12 protein-coding genes and 1 tRNA gene are annotated in these 23,158 nt (G+C 41.8%); 7 read left to right on the top strand and 6 right to left on the bottom strand.

Annotated features, from left to right (window positions below):
• Window positions 1–15 precede the first annotated feature (15 nt).
• The 3 genes from PJIAN_RS02085 to PJIAN_RS02075 all read left to right on the top strand — a co-directional run bounded on the left by PJIAN_RS02085 (window position 16) and on the right by PJIAN_RS02075 (window position 7,109).
• Window positions 16–1,563, top strand: coding sequence for a SusD/RagB family nutrient-binding outer membrane lipoprotein (locus PJIAN_RS02085; RefSeq protein WP_068701542.1), 1,548 nt, complete (start codon window positions 16–18; stop codon window positions 1,561–1,563).
• A 779-nt stretch (window positions 1,564–2,342) separates the two neighbouring features.
• On the top strand, window positions 2,343–5,612 hold the full coding sequence (locus tag PJIAN_RS02080; RefSeq protein WP_068701540.1) for a SusC/RagA family TonB-linked outer membrane protein: 3,270 nt from the start codon (window positions 2,343–2,345) through the stop codon (window positions 5,610–5,612).
• An 18-nt stretch (window positions 5,613–5,630) separates the two neighbouring features.
• Window positions 5,631–7,109 carry a SusD/RagB family nutrient-binding outer membrane lipoprotein gene (locus PJIAN_RS02075; RefSeq protein WP_172795557.1) on the top strand — a complete coding sequence of 493 codons (1,479 nt, stop codon included), beginning with the start codon at window positions 5,631–5,633 and terminating at the stop codon, window positions 7,107–7,109.
• A 117-nt stretch (window positions 7,110–7,226) separates the two neighbouring features.
• Here the strand turns inward: PJIAN_RS02075 and PJIAN_RS02070 are convergent, their stop codons facing one another.
• The 3 genes from PJIAN_RS02070 to hemW all read right to left on the bottom strand — a co-directional run bounded on the left by PJIAN_RS02070 (window position 7,227) and on the right by hemW (window position 12,483).
• On the bottom strand, window positions 7,227–9,221 hold the full coding sequence (locus PJIAN_RS02070; RefSeq protein ID WP_068701536.1) for a DUF4954 family protein: 1,995 nt from the start codon (window positions 9,219–9,221) through the stop codon (window positions 7,227–7,229).
• Window positions 9,222–9,313: 92 nt separating this feature from the next.
• Entirely contained in the window at window positions 9,314–11,296 is a 1,983-nt protein-coding gene (gene porE, locus PJIAN_RS02065) for a PorE family type IX secretion system protein (protein WP_439951389.1), read from the bottom strand.
• A gap of 59 nt (window positions 11,297–11,355) precedes the next feature.
• Window positions 11,356–12,483: a radical SAM family heme chaperone HemW gene (gene hemW, locus PJIAN_RS02060; RefSeq protein WP_068701532.1), complete on the bottom strand. Its 1,128-nt coding sequence runs from the start codon at window positions 12,481–12,483 to the stop codon at window positions 11,356–11,358.
• Between the two features lie 128 nt (window positions 12,484–12,611).
• On the opposite strand from hemW, the gene PJIAN_RS02055 reads away from it, so the two are divergent.
• Window positions 12,612–12,686, top strand: a tRNA-Pro gene (locus PJIAN_RS02055).
• Window positions 12,687–12,988: 302 nt separating this feature from the next.
• Window positions 12,989–13,408: a hypothetical protein gene (locus tag PJIAN_RS02050; RefSeq protein ID WP_153802449.1), complete on the top strand. Its 420-nt coding sequence runs from the start codon at window positions 12,989–12,991 to the stop codon at window positions 13,406–13,408.
• 409 nt (window positions 13,409–13,817) lie between these two features.
• On the opposite strand, the gene clpB is transcribed toward PJIAN_RS02050, so the two are convergent.
• A complete protein-coding gene (clpB, locus tag PJIAN_RS02045) occupies window positions 13,818–16,406 on the bottom strand; it encodes an ATP-dependent chaperone ClpB (RefSeq protein ID WP_068701528.1) in 2,589 nt (862 codons plus the stop codon).
• Window positions 16,407–16,742: 336 nt separating this feature from the next.
• On the opposite strand from clpB, the gene PJIAN_RS02040 reads away from it, so the two are divergent.
• Both PJIAN_RS02040 and folB read left to right on the top strand, forming a co-directional pair.
• Window positions 16,743–17,801, top strand: a complete 1,059-nt coding sequence (locus PJIAN_RS02040) for an acyltransferase (protein ID WP_068701526.1) — start codon at window positions 16,743–16,745, stop codon at window positions 17,799–17,801.
• A 14-nt stretch (window positions 17,802–17,815) separates the two neighbouring features.
• Entirely contained in the window at window positions 17,816–18,181 is a 366-nt protein-coding gene (gene folB / locus PJIAN_RS02035) for a dihydroneopterin aldolase (RefSeq protein WP_068701524.1), read from the top strand.
• 39 nt (window positions 18,182–18,220) lie between these two features.
• Here folB and PJIAN_RS02030 read toward each other — a convergent pair whose 3' ends face one another.
• Window positions 18,221–21,598, bottom strand: a complete 3,378-nt coding sequence (locus PJIAN_RS02030) for a trifunctional glycoside hydrolase family 18/polysaccharide deacetylase/glycosyltransferase family 2 protein (RefSeq protein ID WP_068701522.1) — start codon at window positions 21,596–21,598, stop codon at window positions 18,221–18,223.
• Window positions 21,599–21,798: 200 nt separating this feature from the next.
• Window positions 21,799–23,037 carry an MFS transporter gene (locus PJIAN_RS02025; protein WP_068701520.1) on the bottom strand — a complete coding sequence of 413 codons (1,239 nt, stop codon included), beginning with the start codon at window positions 23,035–23,037 and terminating at the stop codon, window positions 21,799–21,801.
• Window positions 23,038–23,158: the final 121 nt, after the last annotated feature.

Raw genomic sequence — 23,158 nt, 5'->3', positions numbered from 1 at the left:
TAAAATTGACACAATATGAAAACTAAAATAAATATATCAAAATGGGCGTTTCTGGCCCTGGGAATAGCATTCTTGTCGTCTTGTTCAGAAGATGTTATGGATAAGATTAATGAGAATAAGGATAATGCGAAAGATGTAACGTCGAAATTTATTATTACAGATATTGAAACATCTACAGCATTTAATATTGTAGGATCCGATCTTTCATTTTATGCATCTGTATATATGGAGCATGAAGTTGGAACCTATAACCAGATGTGGGATGCTGAAACCCGCAATACACAGCCAACTTCAGCATCTACTTATGATAATTCATGGAAGACTCTTTATCAAAACCTAAAAAATGCTAAAACAGTAATTGCAAAGTGTTCTACAGGTGGAGTTGAAGCCGGAAACCAGGTAACAAAAGGTGTGGCAGAAGTATTGGCTGCTTATAACCTTGCTATCCTGACGGACCTTTTTGGTGATGTTCCATGGAGTCAGGCTTGTGATTTGTCAATCCTTCAGCCTACTGTCGATAAACAAAAAGATATTTATGCGGCTGTTTTTGCATATCTGAATGCAGCTATAACAGATTTGGCAGGTAAAGATGGCGCTTTCTCGGGATCTTTGGGAGGTCAGGATTTGCTTTTTGGTGGAAGTGCTAAAGCATGGACCAAATTTGCTTATGGTCTGAAAGCTCGTTATACAATGCACCTGCTTTATAGAAGCACAGATAAAACAACTGATCTGAACAACATCATCACCTGGGCTGATAAATCATTTACATCAGCTGATGAAGATGCGAAATATGCAGTTTATCAGGGACAAGGAACAGCTGCAGCAAGCCCATTCGCTCAATTTTATTATGACCGTGATTACTTTTCTGTAAGCCAAAGCTTCTTGGATAAGTTAACTGCCAGAAATGATCCTCGTGCTAATGTTTTGTTTATGGATGCTAGCTGGAATTTGCAAACGAATCCGGCAAAAATTTATGCAGCTCCAAATGGAACTGCCGATGAAGCAATGGACTCATACGATCTTTCTGTATATAGCGTAGCATTTAAAATGCCGACTAACTTGTTAAGCTATCATGAATTACAATTCTTAAAGGCAGAAGCTTATGCGAGACTTAATGACAATACAAATGCATGGGCAGCATTGCAGGAAGCTATCTCAAGTTGTATTTCTACAAAGATTACAACATTAGTAGATGATGTAAATACAGAGCAGGATCTTGGTGCTACAGCTATTTCTGATACTCAAATTCAAACTTATATTACTTCTAAGGTTAAACCTTTGTTTGATGCCAATCCTCTTCAGGAAGTGATGGTTCAAAAATATCTTGGATTTTATGGAGGAGAAGGTGAAGCTCTTGAAAGTTATAATGACTATCGTAGACTTCAGGCTTTTGGTCAACAGTCATTTATTCCTCTCAGCAATCCTAAAAATAGCAGCAAATTCCCTTTGCGCTACGGATATGGAACTTCTGATGTAACAGCTAACCCGAATGTTGAAGCTTTATATGGTAATGGACAATATGTATATTCCGAAAAAGTTTGGTGGGCAGGCGGAAGCCGTTAATTAGAATAAAATATTAAGTTATAAAAGCAGTTAGTAGAATCTCTACTAACTGCTTTTTTTATGCCATTTTGTACGATACCATACGTTTGGTATCAAAATACCATCTTCATGGGATTTGTCCAATTTTTATTATTGTCAATTTTGTGCACAAGAAACTACGCTGATATTTAAAGAATTTGCGGTTTAAATATCTTCCTTTTAGCGTTTACTTTTAATCAAATCCGGGTGATTGAAAAATAATATGATTGAAATATTGTAAATTATAAATAATTAGCATATAACTACGACAATTTAAAATTCAATTAATCCCAGTTTTGCTAAATAAGTTGCTTTAAGTTTTGATTTACAATCATATACGTTTGAGGCTGTTGGATGTTTTTGCTTGTGTTAAATTTATGATGGTGCATATCGTTTTGTATAATTATTTATAGTGCTGAAAATCAGTGTGTGTTGTATTATTCAGTGAGTTAGTGTTTTAGTACGCTTGGGTGAGTTTTTTTTAGGAATTATATGTTGTAAATACCAGTAAAACAGATTGATGTATTTATATTTGACAGTGTTGGCTTTCGAATTTGTATTTGTGATAACCAAAACTGTCTTTTTGTATTCGAATTACGTATAATGATGCAATAAATATTACAAAATGAATAAATGTGGAGGCTAACGATGACAATATGAAAATATTAAATTTGGAAATAAAAATGCATTATTATACCTTTGCTGCGTTTTTCAGAATAAAAAGAACGGAAAAGAGTGAATTTTAACAAAAAGTGAAACCTATGAGAAAAGCGATTACTTTGCTTTGCCTTTTAATAGGCATGAGTTGGGCCTCGGCTCAAACAAAAATCACAGGTACTGTTGTCTCTGCTGACGATGGTCAACCTGTTATTGGTGCTACGGTATTAGTTAAGGGTACAAGTGCCGGAACTATTACTGATTCGGATGGTAAGTTTGCGGTTAGTTTGCCTGCAAATGGTAAAAAATTGGTATTCTCTTATGTGGGGATGATAACCACAGAAATGGATGCTAAATCTGGTATGAGAGTTGTTATGAACAGCGATTCAAAACAGATTAGTGAAGTTGTGGTTACCGCATTGGGAATTTCAAAGGAAAAGAAAGCCTTAGGGTATGCAGTTCAGGATGTGAAGTCTGATCAGTTAAATAAAACCTCACAGTTAAATGTGGCAAATGCTTTGCAAGGTAAGATTTCTGGGGTTCAGATTACACAGGCCGGAGGGGCTGTGGGTGCTTCGCAACGTATCTTAATACGTGGTAACTCTTCTTTCAACAGCAATGACCCATTGATAGTAATTGATGGTGTGCCTATGGATGGTGGTGCTGGAAGTCAATATGGTAGTGATGGTAAAGGTATTCTGGATACGGGTTCTGGTCTGAACGATATTAATCCGAATGATATTGAAAATATATCTGTATTGAAAGGTGGTTCTGCTGCTCTTTATGGTATGCGTGCCGGGAATGGTGTAATTCTTATTACAACAAAGAAAGGCAAGAGTTCTACTGGTAAGATGAAAATTAATTACGATGGCAGTTTTACCGTTGATAATATATATCATTTGCCCAAATATCAGAATAAATACGGTCAAGGGTATCAAGGATCGGAATATTACTACAATGCATATCTAAAATCAGGAGATGTTCCTGCTGGAACAAGCTATCAGGATTATGCTACCGGGAATTATGCCGGCTCTGCTGATGTTGGTGCAGGTTTCAACTATGTTGATGGAAAAGGAAGTGGTTTCAATGATGCCGATGATGAAAGTTGGGGTCCCCGTTTGGATATCGGGTTAAAGATTCCTCAATTCAACAGTCCGATAGTGAATGGTGTACGTCAGTCTACCGATTGGATTTCTCACCCCAATAACATAAAAGACTTTTTCCAAGCAGGTCTTTCTCAAAGCCACGATATCTCTTTCAGTAATTCAAGTGAAAAAGGATCTTATCGTGCATCCATAGGTTATCGTGATCAAACAGGTACAGTTCCTAATACCGATCAAAAGAGATATAATGTATCGTTGAGCGGACTTTATAATTTCAACAAATATATCAGTTCCGATTTCTCGGTTACATATAGCAAAGTACAAAGTGATAACCTTATGGCTACCGGTTATTCTTCTTCAAACCCACTACAGTCTTTGATGCAATGGTTTGGTCGTCAGGTAGACATGAAGGACTTGAAAGCTCATTATTCTGAAACGGATCCTGTAACTGGTAATCCGTACAACTGGATCCAGGCTTTCCACGTTAACCCCTATTACAACTTATATAATAACACAAACAGCTATGACCGCGATCGTGTGATTTCAAAAGGGTCAATATTTTTCAAACCAACTGACTGGCTGAAGTTTGAAGGTAGAGCGGGATATGACTTCTATTTTGACAAAACATTCCAGAAAACTCTGTATAGCACAGATTGTCCTAAAGGATGGTTCCGTCAAACATTGGAAGACCGTCACGAATTAAATGCTGATTTTATCGCTTATTTCGATAAGAAATTTGGTCAATTTTCTGTGGATGCTTTGGCTGGGGCAAACTACAGGGATATGACATGGAGTGAATCAGCTCAAGGAGCAACAGAATCAAATGGTCTTACCATTAAAGGGTTATATACTATGGCTAATGTATCTGGATCTCCATTTACCTTGGTGGATAATTCACATATACGATCTAATTCGGTTTATGCTAATGCCTCTATTGGTTATGCAAGTCAGGCATATTTGGAAGTAAGTGCTCGTAATGATTGGAGTTCTACAATTAAAGATGCATTTTTCTATCCTTCTGTAAGTTTAAGCTGGATTCCTACAGAAACATTTAGTTCGCTAAAAAGTGATGCACTGAGTTATTTGAAAGTTCGTGCTAATTTAGCACAGATAGGTAATGCAACAACAGCATATCGCACAGGACTTAATTATATAAACCCTACATCTGAAGCAACACCAACAAGTGCTACTATTAATGGTGTAGGACAATATTATAGGTCGCATACTTTGAATAACCCTAATTTGAAACCAGAAAGTGTAAATACCAAAGAAGTGGGTGTTGAGGCTGCATTTTTGAAGAATAGAATCCGTTTGGATTTGGCATTTTATTCAAAAACCACTACGGATCAGATTATGACAGTAGAGGTTCCTACCTCCACAGGTTATCGTTATTCCTTGATCAATGCAGGAAAGGTTACCAATAAGGGTATGGAAGTCACACTTTCAGCAGACGTTATCAAAAATGCAAATGGATTTAACTGGACAACAAGTTTTAACTGGTCTAAAGACAAGAGTAAAGTTGTAGCACTTGCCGAAGGATTGGATACATATACCATTAATTCAGATTGGGCTGTATATAATTATGCTAAAGTTGGTGAGTCTTGGGGGTCTCTTTATGGAGCCGGATTCAAAACAGATGATCAAGGTCGTGTTATTATCGGCACGAATGGGCTCCCGACAACTGTAAGTGGCAAGAAGATTGGGGATGTTACTCCTGACTGGTTGGCAAACTGGAACAACGAATTCTCGTATAAGAATTTGTCTTTTGGTTTCTTGCTTGACTACCGTAAAGGTGGTGATTTCTTCTCTGAAACACAGATGTTCACAACCTATACAGGTCTTCTTGACTACACGGCAGCCGGAAGCATCCGTGAGAATGGCGTAGTAGTTGGTAAAGATGTTTTGGCAAACAAAACATGTGTGCTGGCCAATGGAACTCCAAATGCAAAAACAGTTAGCGCTGATAAATGGTTCTATTCTTACTATTCAAATAAAGAATTGGATATCTGCGATGGATCTTATTTGAAACTGAGAGAGATTCATTTGACATACTCCTTGCCTAAATCGATCATATCGCGTATCAAATTTATAGAAGATGCTAAGATTTCATTAATTAGCAGTAATGTTGCCATTCTTTGGTTGTCGAAAAACAATCAGGCTAAGATTGATCCTGAAAGTAGCATGGGATCTGGCAATACCAGTGTCGGCTTTGAAAGCAATTCTTGCCCTCCGACACGTAGTACTGGTATTAAACTTAATCTTACGTTTTAATTCTTAAATAACATGAATATGAAAACATATAAATTCAAAATATCAGCGCTATTGATGGTAGTGGCACTGATGATAACAGGCTGTACAAGTACTTTTGATGAAGTTAATACAGACCCTGATAATCCTAAGGAAGAGATTGTGCCAGCAACAAATACACTTGCTTACTGTTTGCGTTATTCTTCGGACAATATGTTTGATGAGTGGTTTGATTTGAATGAATCTTGTGGTTTTTCGGGTCAGATTGCAAAATGGATGTATACCGATGAGGGGTATTATAGCTTCCGTCCGACCGTGAATACGGCTTCGTGGAACGTTTGCTATTATACCGTCAGCAATCTTCAGGCAGTAATTGATAAATCAGAAGTTGGTTCGAACATGTGGGCCGCAGCTACAATTTTCCAGTGCCAAATTTTCCAGGTAATTAGTGATCGTTGGGGTAATATCCCTTATTCGAATGCCTTAAAACTGGCAAGTGGCGTGACAAAACCGACATATGATAAGCAGTCTGCAATATATCCCGATTTGTTGAAACGGTTGAAAGCTGCTGTTGAGGCATTAGGAACAAAGAGCGATAAATTGGGCGCTGGCGATATTTTGCTGAATGGCGACATTACAGCCTGGAAGAAGTATGGTAACTCTTTGCGTCTTCGTATTGCAGCTCGTATTGCCAATGTCGATCCTAATGATGCAAAGTCAACCTTTGAGGAAGTTCTGGGTAATCCTTCAAAATATCCTGTATTGGCAAGTAATAACGATAATGTTTTCTTCCAATGGAATAGTGAATATCCTGAACCCTACGCAGATTACTATCAGACTCGCCCGAATGAGTATGGCGTTAGCAAATTAATGGTAGAAACATTAAGCGGAACTAATGACCCTCGTTTGTCTGTATATGCCAAACCAACCGCCAACTATACCAACGGTGTAAGTGGAGCTGCACAATATGCAGGTTATCAGAATGGTTTGGAAGCAACTGCAGCAGTAGCTGCTTACTCGGGAATTGGTACACGTTTTATGTCTGACAATTCGTTGACAGGTTTCTCTCCCTGGATGCGTAGTTGCGAAACTTATTTTGCAATCGCTTACGCTGCAAGCAAAGGCTGGAATGTTGGTATGACTCAACAAGCAGCTTATGAAAAAGCGGTGACACTTTCAATTCAAGAAAACGGGGGTAGTGCAAGTGATGCTTCTACCTTCTTAGCTAACGGAGGAAAATATGACGGAACTCAGGCTCAATTGTTTACTCAATGGTGGGTTTCGGTATTTAAAAACGGTATGGAGGCATGGTCTTTGTTTCGTATGAGTGGTTATCCTTCGGGCAACGCAATTGCACCAGACAGCTATTTCCCCGGCCATAATACACCTCCGATGTGTTACGGATATCCTGATACGGAACGTAATCTTAACAAGGAAAACTGTGCGCCTGAAGCTGCTGCAGAAAGCGATTATTTCTGGGGTAAGCAGATGTGGTGGGATAAACGTACAGGGTTAAAATAAATTATTAAAGAGTCAAGCCGCTGCTTATGCAGCGGTGGCTTTTTATAAAAATTAAAGAGGCTGTCCATTGGACAGCCTCTTTTTTGTTGGTTATGTGTGACGTAAATGAGAGAATATTTACGAAAGACCGTTGGCTTCTTTTACCATGTTGATGATGCGTTTGCCGAGGGCTTCTTTGGCTTCCATGTGTTTTTTGATGGTCAACACAGAATCGTCGGTTTCCATAGAGCCTCTTACATTTTCGAAGTCCTTGCGTTGGGCTTCTTCGTCGCCATCAATTCCGAAACCGATTTGTTGGGTTAAAGCAAACTCTTTTTGAGCATCTTCGTAAAGCCAGTGGTCAATGTTCAGTACTGCAGTCAACCATTTCTTTACAACAGCAATAATATCTTCAGGGGTAAATGAGTCGGGCTTCTTTCCATACCATTGCGAGAGCGTGTCGTATGCCCATGTCCACTCGTAGTTGTAATAATTGTGGTGCATCCGTTTGAATTCAGCGCTGATATTTTCCAGCGAGGACTCTTTCCCGCTTTCTATATCATTGAGCAGGTCGTTCAGAACAGAAGAAGGACAAATCATTCCCGAAATATCTACCCATTTACCGGAGCCTTCCGGCGATGTGACTTTTAGAATAGACTGAATTTCTTTCTTGTCGAGTGATTTAGTACTTTTTTCTAGCTGTGTGATCAGAGAATTGCCCAGAAATTTCCAGATTGCATTTTCATACAAACGAATTCCGCGCGACAAAATACGGGCTTCAATTTCTACACCCTGATATTGGTAAATGGCACAGGTTTCATCTTTCTCACGCATGGTGAGCAGAAGGTTCCGCCCCTGTATCATTCGTTCTACGGTAAAAGGACTGAGTAGGTTGTAATTGATGCAATCCAACAGGTTTTCGCTCTTACGTACGTCACGTTTGGGCCATTTTTGGGAGTCACGGATGGTTCCTATACTGCGCAGGTTGACTGCAGGGGATAGATAAGAAACGTCTTTATGCTCAATAAGATAAGAGAATGGTAATTCCGAAGTATCGCAGTGAGAGTAGTGTCGTCCAGAAATCAGTGTGAAAGCTCCTATTTTTGCCGGCCAAAGTACGTAGGAATCGCTGGCAGTTTTGCTCCCTCGTTCCACAAAGCCCTGATGAATAGGTCCCAATTTGTACATGTGGTTGCTTTGATTTGAACCACTACCGGCATTCAGGAAAGAGAACATGCCCGCGATTAGCAAAGTCGATTTGTGATGGGTGACAGTAAAAGGACCTGCAAAGATCGAACAGGCTTCGCCGTGTAATCCCTGGCAGTTGGCAAAAAACAATGAATTGTCGGCAGAATAGTGTTTGTCAAGGATACAGCCCTGACCTATAAAGCAGTTGCTTACCAACGTTGCATTGTTGACCTTAGAGCCGGAGCAAATGATGAAATTTTGCATATGGCATCCATCTCCGATATAAACCGGATCAGCGGCTTCGCTGTTGACTGTTCCGTTCTTTATCAGGCGGGCTCCTTCGATATGAGCTTTTTTGCCGATTTTCACATTCAGGATGGTGTCACAGCGGTAGATTCGGGCGCCAGAGCAGATTGTGCCACGCGAGCTTTTTACCTGGTTGCTGTAAGCAGTAATCATCTTCTCGATGTTGTCGATAAGCTGGGGCCGATGGCGGTAAAGAGCCAGGATATATGCCAGTTGAGCCGAAAGTTTGTCGTAGATCATTACGCTTCGGTTGCCGGCTTCGCTAATGGTCTCTACGCTAATCCCGTTCCCGAATGATGACTCCCCATCGACGGCAAGCAGTTTGACGTCGAAAATGATAGCATTATCTTCAATGGTGTAGTTGGCAACATAATCGCGGATGGTATGTATCAATACATTGTTGCCTATGGAGCAATTATGAATCCAGGCATCGTAAATTCCGGTATGGGCTTTAACCCCTCCGGCGAGTGTGATTTCTTCACCAAATTTTCCGAGCTGATTCTTTCCTGTAAATTTTACGTTCCTGAAGAATTCAGGGGTAAAGTCTTCTACTACTTCTATATCTGCCCAGTTGTCAGCACGACAGAGTTGCAATTGTAGGCGCGCAATCTCTGTTTCTGTTAGTTTTCGATAATTCACGGATTGTTTTTTATTTGCTGTTATTCTGATATTTGATTCAAATATCTTTGTCTCATCCCACCGTTCATCATCACTGAAAGATATTCTTTCCTCTATTTAAGTCCAAATGTGGTTTTGACCACACGGAATTCTGTTCTCCTGTTTATTTTGTTGGCAATTTCCTGCTGATCCGGTTTCAATGATTTTACGAATGTTTCATCAAGAACCGTTCCTTCTTTGAGGAATGGGTAGGCGGCAGCAATGTTTGCATCTACTGTAACCGGCATGCTTTCTCCATATCCTTTTGCCGAGAGGCGGTCTTTGGGAATCCCTGCCTGAATAAGGAAATCGACAACCGTCTGTGCTCTCTTCTCCGAAAGGGTCAGGTTGGCTTCTGATGTTCCAATCATATCTGTGTGCGCGGCCAACTCTATAGTAATATTCGGATTGTCCTTGAGTGTCTTTACCAGACTGTTCATGGCAGTTTCAGATTCTTTGGTAAGAGTCCATTTGCCAAACTCAAAGAAAATATTGTTCAAAGGAATAGGTTTGCCTACAGGTGTTAGCTGGAACGCAACTTTATATGTTTTGCTCTCTTTTAATCCTTGCGTGGAGAGCTGATTCTTCTGATTGAGAAATCCCCGGCAGGTAGCAAGCAGAACATAATCCACATTCGGTTCTACCTTGTAAAAGAATGTGCCGTCTTTCTTGGTACGCATCTTTACATTTGCTCCGTTGGTGCCGATGATGCGGACTATTGCATCTCCAAGAATTTGCTTCTTGTTGTCGGTTACAACTCCGGTAAGAACAAATTCCTTTTCGGGAAGGTTAAAGCTCCATATTTTGTCATATCCTTTGCTTTCCCCACGGTTGGAACTGAAATATCCTTTTTGTTTTTTGTGTTCAAAAGTGATCCCGAAATCGTCTCCATTAGAATTGAAAGGAGTCATCATATTAACCACATTCCAGTTCTTGTCATCAATCCGGGTGGCATGAAAGATGTCGAGTCCTCCGAAGCCGGGGTGTCCGTTGGACGAGAAATAGAGAGAACCGTCAGGATGAGCATACGGGAACATTTCGTCTCCCGCGGTATTGATCGACGGGCCGAGGTTTTGAGGTGTGCTCCACATTCCTTTCTCTTTGACTGACATCCAGATGTCTTTCCCTCCGTATCCGCCTTTTTTATCAGAAACAAAATAAAGCGTATCTCCGGATGCGTTAATGGCAGGATGTGCTACCGTAATGCTGCTGTCTCTGAACAAAACAACCTGCTTGGGCTCTGTCCATTGCCCGCCGGAACGACCAGCCATGAAGATTTGCGCTCCGAGACTCTGCGTTTCGTCGTAAGGGCAGCGGGTAAAGTAAATGGTTTTGCCATCTTCTGTTACCGAGGCGGATCCTTCGTCAAAATCGGTGTTGAAGATGCCTTCCATTGGTTGCGGTTTCTCCCACTTGCCGGCAACATTCTTTTGCACCAGATAAAGGTCGTTTTGAGGAAAACCCGTAATGTCACTTGGTTTGCGGATTGTAGTGTTAACGCGGGCTGAGGAGAAAATAAGAGACGAACCATCGGCATCGGCAAAAACAGGGCAAAAGTCGGAGGCGTTTTTGGAATTAAACTCTCCAGCCCGTTGAATTACATAGTCGGTTTTGAATTTTTGCCATTCGGAAAGTTTGTTGCAGGCAGTTATTCCATTGATGACAAGTTGATTGTCCGGATGTGCCTTCAGGTAGGTTTGATACATTTTCAGAGCTTCCCCATAATTGCCATTTTCATGCAAAACACGGGCGTATTGAAGATAAACAATGCTGTCTTTGTATTTGCTCTTGATCGAAGCTAGGTAAGCATTTATTGCTTTGGATGGTTTGTTTATTATACGAAAACACTCTCCCTGGCGGAAGGCGGCATATGCTCGTATTTGTCTTTTGCTTAAAGGAAGTGTCGTGTAAGCTTTGCGATACAGATTGCCGGCGGTATAGTATTCGCCAATGTCGTATTTTTTATCTGCCTTTTTTAACCGGGCCATTGGTCCGCAGGATTGAATCAAAACGCAGATTATCAATAACCAGTAAGCAGTAAAAGAAAATTTTGCCATCTGTTTCATTGGTGATTAGTAAAGACAAAGTTAGTTATTTTTCAGCTATTACAAAAGGTTTATTGCTCCTGCATCAAATCAGTGATTATTCCGTCCGAAAGAAAAAGACCCTCGGAAGAGAGGTGTAGCCGATTTTTTTCAAGCAACATAATGCCGGCGTCTATGAAACGGGCTGATTGTTTTATAAGTTCTTTTTTTGTATTTGTGCCGAATTCTTTTTCAACGCGCTCCAGCGAAATGCCATTCGTTGTTCGCAATGAAATCATTATCATTTCATTGTACTTGTCGGTTTCAGATAAGACCTCTTTTTCAAAATGAGGAGTTCCTTGCTCTATTCCGGTAATGTACTGTAAGGTGTTTGCAATATTCCATTGGCGCGATTCTCCGTCGAATGAATGCGCCGAAGGACCGATTCCCAAATATCTGATACCTTCCCAATACGAAGAATTGTGTCGGGAGTGAAATCCGGGAATGGCAAAATTGGAAATTTCATATTGCTCAATGCCTTTTTCTTTCAACTTACGTTGCAATAAACGGTACATTGTCACGCTCTCTTCTTCCAAAACCGGTAAAATACGGCCTTCCCGTCTTTTTCGTTCAAGGAGAGTTCCTTCTTCGTATGTCAGGTGATAAGCTGATACATGCTGGATATTCAACGCAAGAGCTTCCGAAATAGTATTTTCCCATGAAGAAATCGTTTGTTCCGGTAGCCCATACATGAGATCAATGCTGATATTGGAAAAATATTTCTGAGCTCTTTTTACGGCATCTACTGCCTGTTGTGCGGTATGTCTGCGACGTAACAATTTGAGTTCGTTGTCATTGAACGATTGAATCCCAATGCTTAATCGATTGATCGGCAACTCTGACAATTCTTTGAGTTGTTCTTCCGATAAATCGTCGGGATTAGCCTCAAGTGTGATTTCATTGCAACTGCTTATATCCCAATGACTTTGAATGGACTCAAAAATTGCAGATAAATGTTCAGTACTGAGCAATGAGGGTGTTCCGCCGCCAAAGTAGATGGTTTCCAACGGATCATTCTTGAGGTACGAAACTCTGGATGTAAGTTCGGTGCACAGTGCGTCTTCAAACCGATCCAGCAATGTTAGCTGAACGCCGGAATGAAAATCGCAGTAAGAACAACGTGATTTACAAAAGGGTATGTGAATATAAAGTCCGGCCACAGAAGAATATTGAAATAGTTTTACATACAAAGATAAAAATCATTTGCAGAAGTAAGAAAAATGATTTACCTTTGCAGTCCGAAAAACTAAGGGAATTGTTTCTGTTGGTTTTTCAAACAAACATCATTCGGGGTGTAGCGCAGTCCGGTTAGCGCACCTGCTTTGGGAGCAGGGGGTCGTGGGTTCGAATCCCGCTACCCCGACAACAAATAAGGCATTTACAGATTGTAGATGCCTTATTTGTTTTTATGTACTACGTATATATGCAGATTGGGGCAGAGCTCACGCTGAAGCAAGTGATCTGGAACGATATAGAGCAATTGAAGAGAATCTGTTCAAAATAAAACAGGGATAAATAGTTTCCCAGAACTTAACTTTACAATACGCCATGAAATATCTTTATTCCATTTTGCTGTTATGCTTAGTTCTGGCTTGCAGCAAAAAACAAAAAACATTTGATAGTCTCGAATTTTCGTTTTGTAGTACATTTAATGAAGTTTATTCAATGAAGATTACGAATAATGACACAATCTATGTCTATCATCACTGGATGAGTATGGATTTTCATTCAGGTAAAACGCCATTTAAACTGTATCAGATGTACGCTGGAGTTATGTGTGAAAACGATCGAAAAAAGTTGGATAAATTGATCGGGTCGGATGGTCTGAATCTTTTTTTGCCAAACTATTATGAGAATTTTGAAGATGGTTCATTTTATGCGATCAACTTAGTAAAAGAAAATACAGATAAAACTATTTTTGTACATGCTCGCAATGTGCCGGCCGCGCTGGATTCACTGGCTGGTTTTCTTTACGACCTAAAGCATCGTATTTTACTAATGCCTGTAAATAAAACGATTTCATTCAAGACTGCAGGTGCCGTAGTGCCACCACCGATTAAGTTTGATTTGATAAAACAGCAGTAAATATCTTATAAAATTCGGGCGTTGTAATTTCATTGAGGAGAGCAATTCATCCTTCAAAATAAAGGTGTAAAAGGAATTAATCAGATAGCCTTTTTGCCCGTAAGGTTATCGATACAGTTTGCTATGTCGCCCCTGATAGTGCAAGTATTTCAGATTCTCGTTCAAGTGAACGAAGTGTAGTTTGGATGCAAAATTAACTAACACTGAACGTTGTTTGCGGTTAAAAACTGCTTTGGTTTAGCTTTGCTGATTTTCGATTCCAGTCCAAGTTCCGCCTATCGCCAAAATTTGAACTAAACAACGGGTAAACTTGGAACAAGAGGGGAATAAAAGAGTCTGTCGACAATTATTGACCGACAGACTCGTGAAAATATAGTGAGAATTATTAGCTGCTCCGAACGTTGCTTAGTCAATTGCCGAAAATGAGTGCGCCTGCAAGGGCGTCTACCACAATCGGCTTGTTGCGGTCTATGGTTTGCGCAATCAATCGCTTGCTAAGCTCGTTGAGTACTTCTCGCTGAATAACCCTCTTGACAGGGCGCGCTCCAAACTGCGGATCGAAACCTTCTTTGGCAATCTGAGCCAGTGCGGCATCGGTTACCTGCAATTCCACTCCGTTCTCTTTGAGCTGACGTTTGATATGTTCTACCTGTAAACCCACGATCTGTTTGATTTCACTTTCGTTGAGTGGGGCAAACATTATCAGTTCGTCGATACGGTTTAAAAATTCCGGTCGAATGGTCTGTTTCAAGAGTTCGAACACTTCGTTTTTGGTACGATCTATCACATCTTCCCGGTTCGTATTGTTGATCCTTGAAAAATTGTCGCGAATCAGGTTTGAACCCAAATTTGAGGTCATGATGATGATAGTGTTTTTGAAATTCACCGTGCGGCCTTTGTTGTCTGTTAGACGTCCATCGTCGAGCACCTGCAACAAAACATTGAACACATCCGGGTGCGCTTTTTCGATTTCGTCAAATAAAACTACCGAGTAAGGTTTCCGGCGAATGGCTTCCGTTAGCTGTCCCCCTTCGTCGTAACCAACATATCCCGGAGGCGAACCGATGAGTCGGGTAACGGAGAATTTTTCCTGATATTCCGACATGTCGATACGAGTCATCATGTTCTCGTCGTCGAAGAGAAATTCCGCCAGCGCTTTGGCCAACTCTGTTTTCCCGACGCCGGTAGTTCCCATGAAAATAAACGAACCGATCGGCCGTTTCGGGTCACTCAGCCCGGCACGACTACGGCGCACAGCATCGGCAATCACGTTGATTGCCTCGTCCTGACCAATCACTCGTTTGTGAAGCTCTTCTTCCAGCGTGAGGAGTTTGTCTTTTTCGGCCTGCAACATTTTATTGACAGGAATTCCGGTCCAGCGCGAGACAACGTCAGCAATGTCCTCTTCATTCACCTCTTCTTTTATCATCGGAGAGTCAGCCTGCAACTGATGAAGTTTCGATTTTTCTTCTTCAATCTGGGTTTCGAGACTCTTTAGTTTTCCATAACGGATTTCGGCTACTTTTCCGTAGTCGCCCTCACGTTCGGCTTTGTCGGCTTCGAACTTCAGATTCTCGATCTCGATTTTTGCCTGCTGAATCCGGTTCATCACCTCTTTTTCGGAGAGCCATTTGGCTTTACCCACACTTTCCTGTTGTTTCAGATCGGCAATTTCTTTCTCAAGTTGAGCCAGTTTTTGAGTGTCGTTTTCGCGTTTGATTGCTTCGCGTTCAATCTCCAGCTGTTTTGTTTTTCGCGAGATTTCATCGAGCTCTTCCGGTACCGAGTCTACCTGTAAACGCAGACGGGCAGCTGCTTCGTCCATCAGGTCAATGGCTTTGTCGGGCAGGAACCTATCGGTGATATAACGACTCGAAAGTTCCACGGCGGCAATAATCGCATCGTCTTTGATACGTACCTTGTGATGGTTTTCGTAGCGTTCCTTCAATCCTCGCAAAATGGAAATAGCATCGGTCTGATCTGGTTCGTTGACCATCACAATCTGAAAACGACGTTCGAGTGCCTTGTCTTTTTCAAAATATTTCTGATACTCGTCGAGCGTTGTGGCGCCGATAGCCCGCAATTCGCCACGGGCCAGAGCCGGTTTTAAAATGTTGGCGGCATCCATCGCTCCTTCGCTTTTTCCGGCTCCCACCAAGGTATGTATTTCGTCGATAAAAAGGATAATTTCTCCTTCCGAACCGATCACTTCGTTAACAACCGATTTTAGCCGTTCTTCAAACTCTCCTTTGTATTTTGCTCCGGCGATCAGTGCCCCCATATCCAGCGAAAAGAGTTGTTTCGATTTCAGATTTTCGGGTACATCGCCACGCACAATACGGTGAGCCAGCCCTTCGGCAATCGCTGTTTTGCCGGTTCCCGGTTCTCCAATCAGGATAGGGTTGTTTTTGGTACGACGACTCAGGATTTGCAAAACACGACGGATCTCCTCGTCACGACCAATTACCGGATCGAGTTTCCCGGAACGGGCGCGTTCGTTCAGATTGATAGCATACTTGTTTAATGCATTGTACGTATCTTCAGCTGTCTGCTCCGTAACTTTTTTGCCTTTGCGTAACTCGGCTATAGCGGTACGCATTGCAGCTTCATTCAGACCGGCATCATGCAATAAAGAAGATACCTGACTTTTTTCGGTCAAAAGGGCTAAAAGTATAAATTCGAGTGAAACATACTGATCGCCTTCTTTGTTTGAGAAATCAATTGCTTTTTGAAGTATGGCATTGGTTTCACGGCTCAGATAAGGTTCTCCTCCGGTCACTTTCGGTAACGATTCGACCATCTGATCGACCGCAGAAGTAATGGCTGTGCCATTTACCCCTGTTTTTCCAAATAAAAAATTGGTAACATCCGTTCCAATCTTCAGAATGGACTTCAGTAGGTGTGGAGTTTCAATAGCTTGCTGGCTTTTGCTTTGAGCCAGTTGAATCGCATCCTGTACAGCTTCTTGGGCTTTGATTGTGAAATTGTTGAAATTCATATATTTATGTAATTTTATAAGTTTCGTGTCGGGAGAGGTTTGCTATATTTTGCATCTCTTTCTTTCATGCAACAAAACTTTTGCCAATTTGAAATTCGGCCAAAAAGGCATGTTTTTGTTAATAAATCGGAAAAAATGTCAGTTGAAAGTGGTCTGATTTGGTCAGGGCTGAAATAGGTTTACGTTTGGAAAGCAGGAGCTTCCTCTTTGGTGGAGACAAAGATGAAGCTTACGCCGACCGGAGTCTAAGGGTGTTGACCAGGCATTGACGATTGAAGCATGTTATTATATGTTGTATCTTTGCAATACGAAAATCACGTACACACCAACTGTCAGATGCAATCAAAACCACAAAATATTCAATGGCTCGATTCGTTAAGAGTTTTAGCTACCATAGGAGTTATAATAATTCATGAATCCACACCGGTGGTGAAGATGAGTTATGCTGCAAATATGGGCAACTGGTGGGTTGGGAATATCTTTGATAGCGCGGTGCGTTTCGCTGTCCCTCTTTTTCTGATGTTAAGCGGAGCAACCATGCTGGGGAAGGAATACGACCTCCGGACATTCTACAAAAAACGTTTTACAAGAGTTCTTTTGCCGTTTCTCTTTTGGATGGTGGCCTACTGGATTTACAGATGGATGGTGCTGCCGTCTTCTAAACAACCCGATACCTTTTCATCGGTGTTTTTGTGGGCGGTAAAGCTGCTTGGAAATGAAGGAATTTCCAAGCATTTCTGGTATGTTTACATGATTCTTTTCTTCTATTTACTGTTTCCGTTTATCAGCAGGGGAGTGCGTAGCCTGAAAGACAAAGGGGTTTTATGGTTGATTATTGGCTGGGCGTTACTTAGCTTCTCTTCCCGTAAATTGCCTGTTAATTTTTATGGTTGGACTGACCATTATCCGGCAAGGCTGCTCGGGTATTTGCAATATTCCGGCTATTTGGTGTTGGGTTATTATCTCACTAAATTCAGCATTAACAACAAGAGCCAGCGTGTAGTTGCAGCTGTATTGTTGGTTGTTTCTGTTGTAATAGCTTCCGTTTCCACCTGGTATTTCAGCAGACAATCGCATCATCTCGACCTTGACATGTATGGAAATGTCACGTTCAATACCATGTTGCAGGTTATAGCCCTGTTTCTGCTTGTGAAAGATACAACGATTAAAAATCCTGTTTTGCTATGGATTCAACGCTTAATCAGTAATTACAGCTATGGCGTTTACCTGTCGCATATCATGGTTATCGGGATATTTTTTCAATATGATATTTTCTGGACGATGGGACATCCTGCATGGACACTGCCGGTACTTACGCTTCTTACCCTGATGGTCTCACTATTAATTATCTTTGTGCTGCGAAAGTTGCCTTACGGGAAATATATTTCGGGATAAAAAATCAACACAATATGAAAACAAGCTATATTCTGCTGGAAGAAATGCGTTTTTTTGCGCATCATGGGGTATTTGAGGAAGAGCGGCAGACCGGTAATTATTTTACGGTCGATCTGAAGATGAAGGTGTCGCTGGCAAGTGCAGCTGAAAGTGATAACCTCATTGACACGCTTAATTATGGGATCGCTTATGAAATAGTCAAAAAGGAGATGGCTGTCCCTTCAAAGTTGCTCGAACACGTTGCAAAGCGTATTATTGATGCTTTATTTGATGAATTCGGTCGCCAGCTCTCTTCGGTCGAAATCAAACTATCAAAGCTTAATCCTCCACTGGGAGGACAGGTTGCAAAGGCCTCAGTGATTTTATTGCAGGAACGATAAAAAAACGGGTAAGTCTCAATAGAAACTTACCCGTTTTTTTTATTCTTTCGGCTCGTTGGTATTGCCGGTTCTTTTCAGGATTCCCCAAGCAGCTAATTCGCCTTTTATGGCCCGCAGGTACGATTTCATTAAAACGTACCAGAGTAGCTGGCGGTAAAGAATTCTCTGTATAAACAGGTAGAATATATATTTGAACCTGAACTTTTCTCCATCGAACTTAAATGCCATCAGGGAGATGATAAGATCAAGAACGAAATAAGCGAAATAGAATATTATCAGTAGTGACGCCTTGGGCATAAAGATGGATACCAGGAAGATAATATCAACTACAGGCGACATCAGCGGCAGGAACAACTGGAAGATCATCTGATGGGGCAGGAGTATCCAGCTCATGTTCTTGTGCTCTTTCTTAAACATCATTTTACGATGTTTCCAGAACGACTGCATAATGCCAAATGACCAGCGCAAACGTTGACGCAGTAGCATGTTCATTGTTTCGGGTGCTTCGGTAAATGCCAGCGCTTCGTTGCAACAATGAATAACATAGCCATTGCGAAGTAAACGCATTGTAAGGTCGCAATCTTCGGCCAACGTGTCGGTGTCAAATCCGCCCACCTCAATAATTGCATCACGGCGGAAAGCGCCGATGGCTCCCGGAATAACCATGATGGCATTCAGAATATCGAATGCACGGCGGTCAAAGTTCTGACTGGTGATGTATTCGATACTTTGCCAGTTCGTAAGCAGGTTAACCCTGTTGCCCACTTTTACATTCCCGGCAACGGCAGCAACTTTCGGATCGGAGAAATAAGGAGCCATCTTACTGATAGCATCTGATTTAAGCAATGTGTCGGCATCGATACAAACCAGAATTTCTCCGGTAGCGATCTGGATACCATAATTCAGTGCAGAAGCTTTTCCTCCGTTCGGTTTGGTATTTACACTTACTTTCGGATGATTGCCATAAGCCGCCATCACATTTTTGTAGGTGTCGTCCTTCGAACCGTCGTCAACAAAGATTATTTCGAGATTAGGATAGGTGCTTTTTAAAAGATTTTCTACTGTTTTGGTAGCCGTTACCTCCTCGTTATATGCAGGAACAATCACACTCATGCGAGGCAATTCGGTCGACTCTGCAATTGGTTGGTTCTTTGTTCTTTTTCTATGTACGCAAGCCAGGATTGCAACGGTTAAAATCTTGCCAACAGACAACAGCAATGCAACAAAGAAAATAACAGACAAGATGCGGTTTACGACGTAGCTGGCTGTTACTACAGTAGCGTCAGCCGTTTGCAGGTATTGATTGAAGTCACCGGTTTGATGAGGCATCAAGTCATCTCGTTTTCTGTCCAATAAATCGGCAATACTTACAAATTTATAACCCTGTGATTTGTAATATTCAATGATGTGGGGCAATGCTGCTACTGTAGCAGAACGATCTCCGCCGGCATCGTGCAGAAGTATGATATTGTGAGGTGAATCTTCCAGAATGCTTCTCTCATTTTGACGCATCACACGGGCCAGAATCGAATCGGGGCGCGCACCTATTTCCCAGTCGAGTGGGTCGATATTTGATCCGATTGTTAGATAGCCTTCAGAACGGGCAAGAGCCAACGGTTCTATGGCCGATTGATTGGTCGGGGTAATATCCGTGTCATAAGGAGGACGGAACAGCATGGTGGCGTGGCCGGTAATTCCCTCAATGATGTATCCGGTCGCTCTTAATTCTGCACGAAATCGCGACGGCGAAATAATGGCAATGTTCGGATGCAGGAACGTGTGGTTCCCAATCTCGTGGCCTTCGCGATAGATGCGTTGCATGATGGGTAGATTCTGCTCTGCATTGATACCGGTAACAAAGAATGCGGCCGGAACATGGTATTTGCTCAGAATGTCAAGGATCTGAGGAGTGTAATCTTCATCAGGACCGTCATCGAAGGTGAACGCGATCATTTTCTCTTTTTTACCTGTCTGGTTGATTACATAACTGGACGGCATCTCCAGATAATTTTCTTCCGAGATGGCCTGTTCTGCTTTGTTGATTTCCAGCTTAATCTTCCCGGGACGGGGGGACGATACGATGTTCAGAATTTCTCCTGATCCAATATAGTCGACACTGAAAGACGATTTTATATATTCAAGAGAGTGGTAGTCGAATGGTTTCTTTTTCAAGCCTTGCAGTGATAAGTCTCTGGAGAAGAAGCTCCAAAGTCTGGCATCTTCAGATCCAAGTCGCCAGAGGGCATAACCTGCCATTCCGTTATCGTAGGCTGTTCGTATGGCGTTGTAATTGGAAACGGCATCGGTAAAATATACCCGGTGCAGCTTGCCTTCTCCGTCATAATACGAAAAATCGAGATTGTATGTCTGGTTGTCGAAGTGAACCGGAGCATTGTTACCCAGTGCATCAGCCATCGACTCCTGATAAGTACTGTTTCGTGCTTCGTGACCTTCCGCCCAGTTATATCCGTAACCTGCAATACACAATACCACCTTCTGAGGATTCACCTTTTTGAACATGTCGTCCATCGCGGCTTCAATCCAGTACTGTGCGGCAATAGGACCGGCAGCTTTTGACGGAGAATGCTGGTCGTAGGCCATTAAAAAGAGAAGATCGTTTGCTTCTCCCAGCTCTTTTACGTTATAATCTTCGTTGAAAGGTGAAATATCCTGCGAAACAAGAAAGCCTTCTGCATGAAGCTTCTTGTACAGTTCGCGCTGAAATGCAATCAGGTTTGCATCAGTCTTCTCAACCAGATCTTCGAAGTCGATATTAATGCCGGCAAACTGATATTTTTTGAGAATCCTGTAGATGTTATTGATGACGGCCGCGCGGCGAGTCGGAGAAGCCAAGATTTTATGAACGTTGGCTCCGTTCCATTTTTTATTGAAAAAGTTCGACAGAATTGGCACAATGGCAACATGGTTTTTACGCATGAAGTTCATGGCTGTAGAATCCACATCGTCATAAATTTCGTCCGAAGAGTCTGTGATAAACAGCCATTCAGGCAAAATCATGTTCAGTTTATTGATATTATGCTTGAGAGAGAACTCTGACTGAGGATCCCAGTTTACATAAAAACCGGCTTTGACAGGATAATAGTTCTTTATAATGCCGGGGATGGCCTTTTTTTCTACATAAAACTCGTGCTTGCGTGTTTTACGGGCTTCACTGATAATTCGTTCAAGCCGTTTGTATTCCTTCTGGTCGTTCTTGGCAATAACATTATCTGTTACTTTACGGAACATGCCTGTTTGCTCTTTCAGCGGGGGAAGCTGTAATGCCTGTTTGCGCAATAATGATATAGTAACCGCAACAATACCAATGACTAAGAAAATAAGAACGATTCTTATACCCCAACGAAAACTCTTCCATCGGGACTGAGATTCCGTGTAAAAAATTGGCTTTTCACCCATAAATAGTCGATTAAAAACAGCTGCAAAGTTAGCTTATTTTCATAGAAATTAAACAGGATGCGATCTATGTAATAAAAAAACAATAAGATATTGATTGATAAAAACATAGCTTTTGTTTAATCCGTATTTCGGAGCAGAATTTGCCGGTATGTCAGGGAGTTTTCGTCACCTGTATGGTCAAAACAATTCTCAAAGTCAGATTAATCTTCGGTTTTGTTAATTGTCTTCGGGTGTAGAAGCAGTAACTGGAGGATTAAGGCCGCGGCAACAAAGATTGCAAGAAAGGCAATGTCGCGACTAAGATGCCCTGAATCTGCAGATTGCCCCAAAAAGGTGGTGATAAGTGCGCCGGCAGAGATTCCGGCCATGTTCATCAATCCGTAGCCGGTTGCCCGATGGCGCGATGATGCAAACTGGCATAGAATGGGCATATTGTTCACATCGAACATTCCGAATCCAAAACCAAAGCAGAGAGCTCCGCCCCAGATAGTGATGAAAGAATCTCCGAATCCGAGTAGCAACACGGCTGGAATGGTAAGTGCCAGACCGATAGCTCCCGTGTAAATTCTTCCCCGTAGGTTGCGTTGTACCCAACGGTCGGACATAACGCCTCCGATAAGTACACCCACCAGAGCAGAAAGAGCAATGGTGATAGTCGCCATTGGACCTGCCATTTCCATGTTCATGTGTAGATTGTTGGCAAAAAGGGTGGGGAGCCAGTTTTTTGTTGCCCAGCCCGGAAGGCTTGGTGCCGAAAAATAAAAGAGGATTACCCAGAAGGAGAGGCTTCCCAGAAGAGTTCCTGCTCCTTTGAACATATTGCGGAATTCTTTTCCCAGTGAACGTGATTCAGGGATAATTGTGTATGCTTTGTGTTCTTTCAAAAACAGAATCAGGATGATGCTGTAACAAACACCGATTAATCCGAAAATATGGAAAGTGGTTTGCCACGAAAAGCTGCTGGCAATGGTGGCTCCGAATCCGCCGAAAGCTTGTCCGAGATAAATGCCTGTCATGTGGATGCCGACGGCAATCGATCGGGTTTTCCCCTGATGGTAATCAGCTATGAGTGCCAGTCCTGCGGGAATATAGAAAGCTTCGCTTACACCCATTATGGCACGCAGTATGTATATTTGATCGAATGTTTGCGCAAAACCCATTAGCATTGTCACGCCCGACCAGATGAATAGACTTCCCACGATCAGCCATTTGCGGTTCAGACGATCTGCAATAAGCCCCGAAAGCGGACTCATGATAGCATAAATCCAAAGGAAAACTGCCATCAGGCGACCGAAATTTGCAGCTGTTTCCAGTTCGACAATGTCGATCATCATCGATTGCTTCATGGTGGAAAGCATTTGCCGGTCGATGTAGTTGAGCAGTGCAACAAACCACAATAAGCCGACTACAACCCATGGATATATATTCTTCTTTTGCATTAGATTATAAAGTTTAATGCCACAAAAATAGAGAATAGTTGAGAAACCATAAGCTCATTTTGCCTCTATTTTTTGAATGTTAAGAATCATTCTGTAAACAAGCTTGTAGTATTTGTGAATT

Source organism: Paludibacter jiangxiensis (assembly GCF_001618385.1).
Lineage (GTDB): Bacteria > Bacteroidota > Bacteroidia > Bacteroidales > Paludibacteraceae > Microbacter > Microbacter jiangxiensis.
Note: the sequence above shows the minus strand (reverse complement) of the source record. Positions and strands in the feature narration are given on the sequence as shown.

What these genes read in the sequence shown, in the direction of transcription:
- PJIAN_RS02085 (WP_068701542.1), top strand. Translation starts at nt 16, where the DNA reads ATGAAAACTAAAATAAATATATCAAAATGGGCGTTTCTGGCCCTGGGA.
- PJIAN_RS02080 (WP_068701540.1), top strand. Translation starts at nt 2,343, where the DNA reads ATGAGAAAAGCGATTACTTTGCTTTGCCTTTTAATAGGCATGAGTTGG.
- PJIAN_RS02075 (WP_172795557.1), top strand. Translation starts at nt 5,631, where the DNA reads ATGAAAACATATAAATTCAAAATATCAGCGCTATTGATGGTAGTGGCA.
- porE (WP_439951389.1), bottom strand. Translation starts at nt 11,296, where the DNA reads ATGGCAAAATTTTCTTTTACTGCTTACTGGTTATTGATAATCTGCGTT.
- PJIAN_RS02050 (WP_153802449.1), top strand. Translation starts at nt 12,989, where the DNA reads ATGAAGATTACGAATAATGACACAATCTATGTCTATCATCACTGGATG.
- clpB (WP_068701528.1), bottom strand. Translation starts at nt 16,406, where the DNA reads ATGAATTTCAACAATTTCACAATCAAAGCCCAAGAAGCTGTACAGGAT.
- PJIAN_RS02040 (WP_068701526.1), top strand. Translation starts at nt 16,743, where the DNA reads ATGCAATCAAAACCACAAAATATTCAATGGCTCGATTCGTTAAGAGTT.
- folB (WP_068701524.1), top strand. Translation starts at nt 17,816, where the DNA reads ATGAAAACAAGCTATATTCTGCTGGAAGAAATGCGTTTTTTTGCGCAT.
- PJIAN_RS02030 (WP_068701522.1), bottom strand. Translation starts at nt 21,598, where the DNA reads ATGGGTGAAAAGCCAATTTTTTACACGGAATCTCAGTCCCGATGGAAG.
- PJIAN_RS02025 (WP_068701520.1), bottom strand. Translation starts at nt 23,037, where the DNA reads ATGCAAAAGAAGAATATATATCCATGGGTTGTAGTCGGCTTATTGTGG.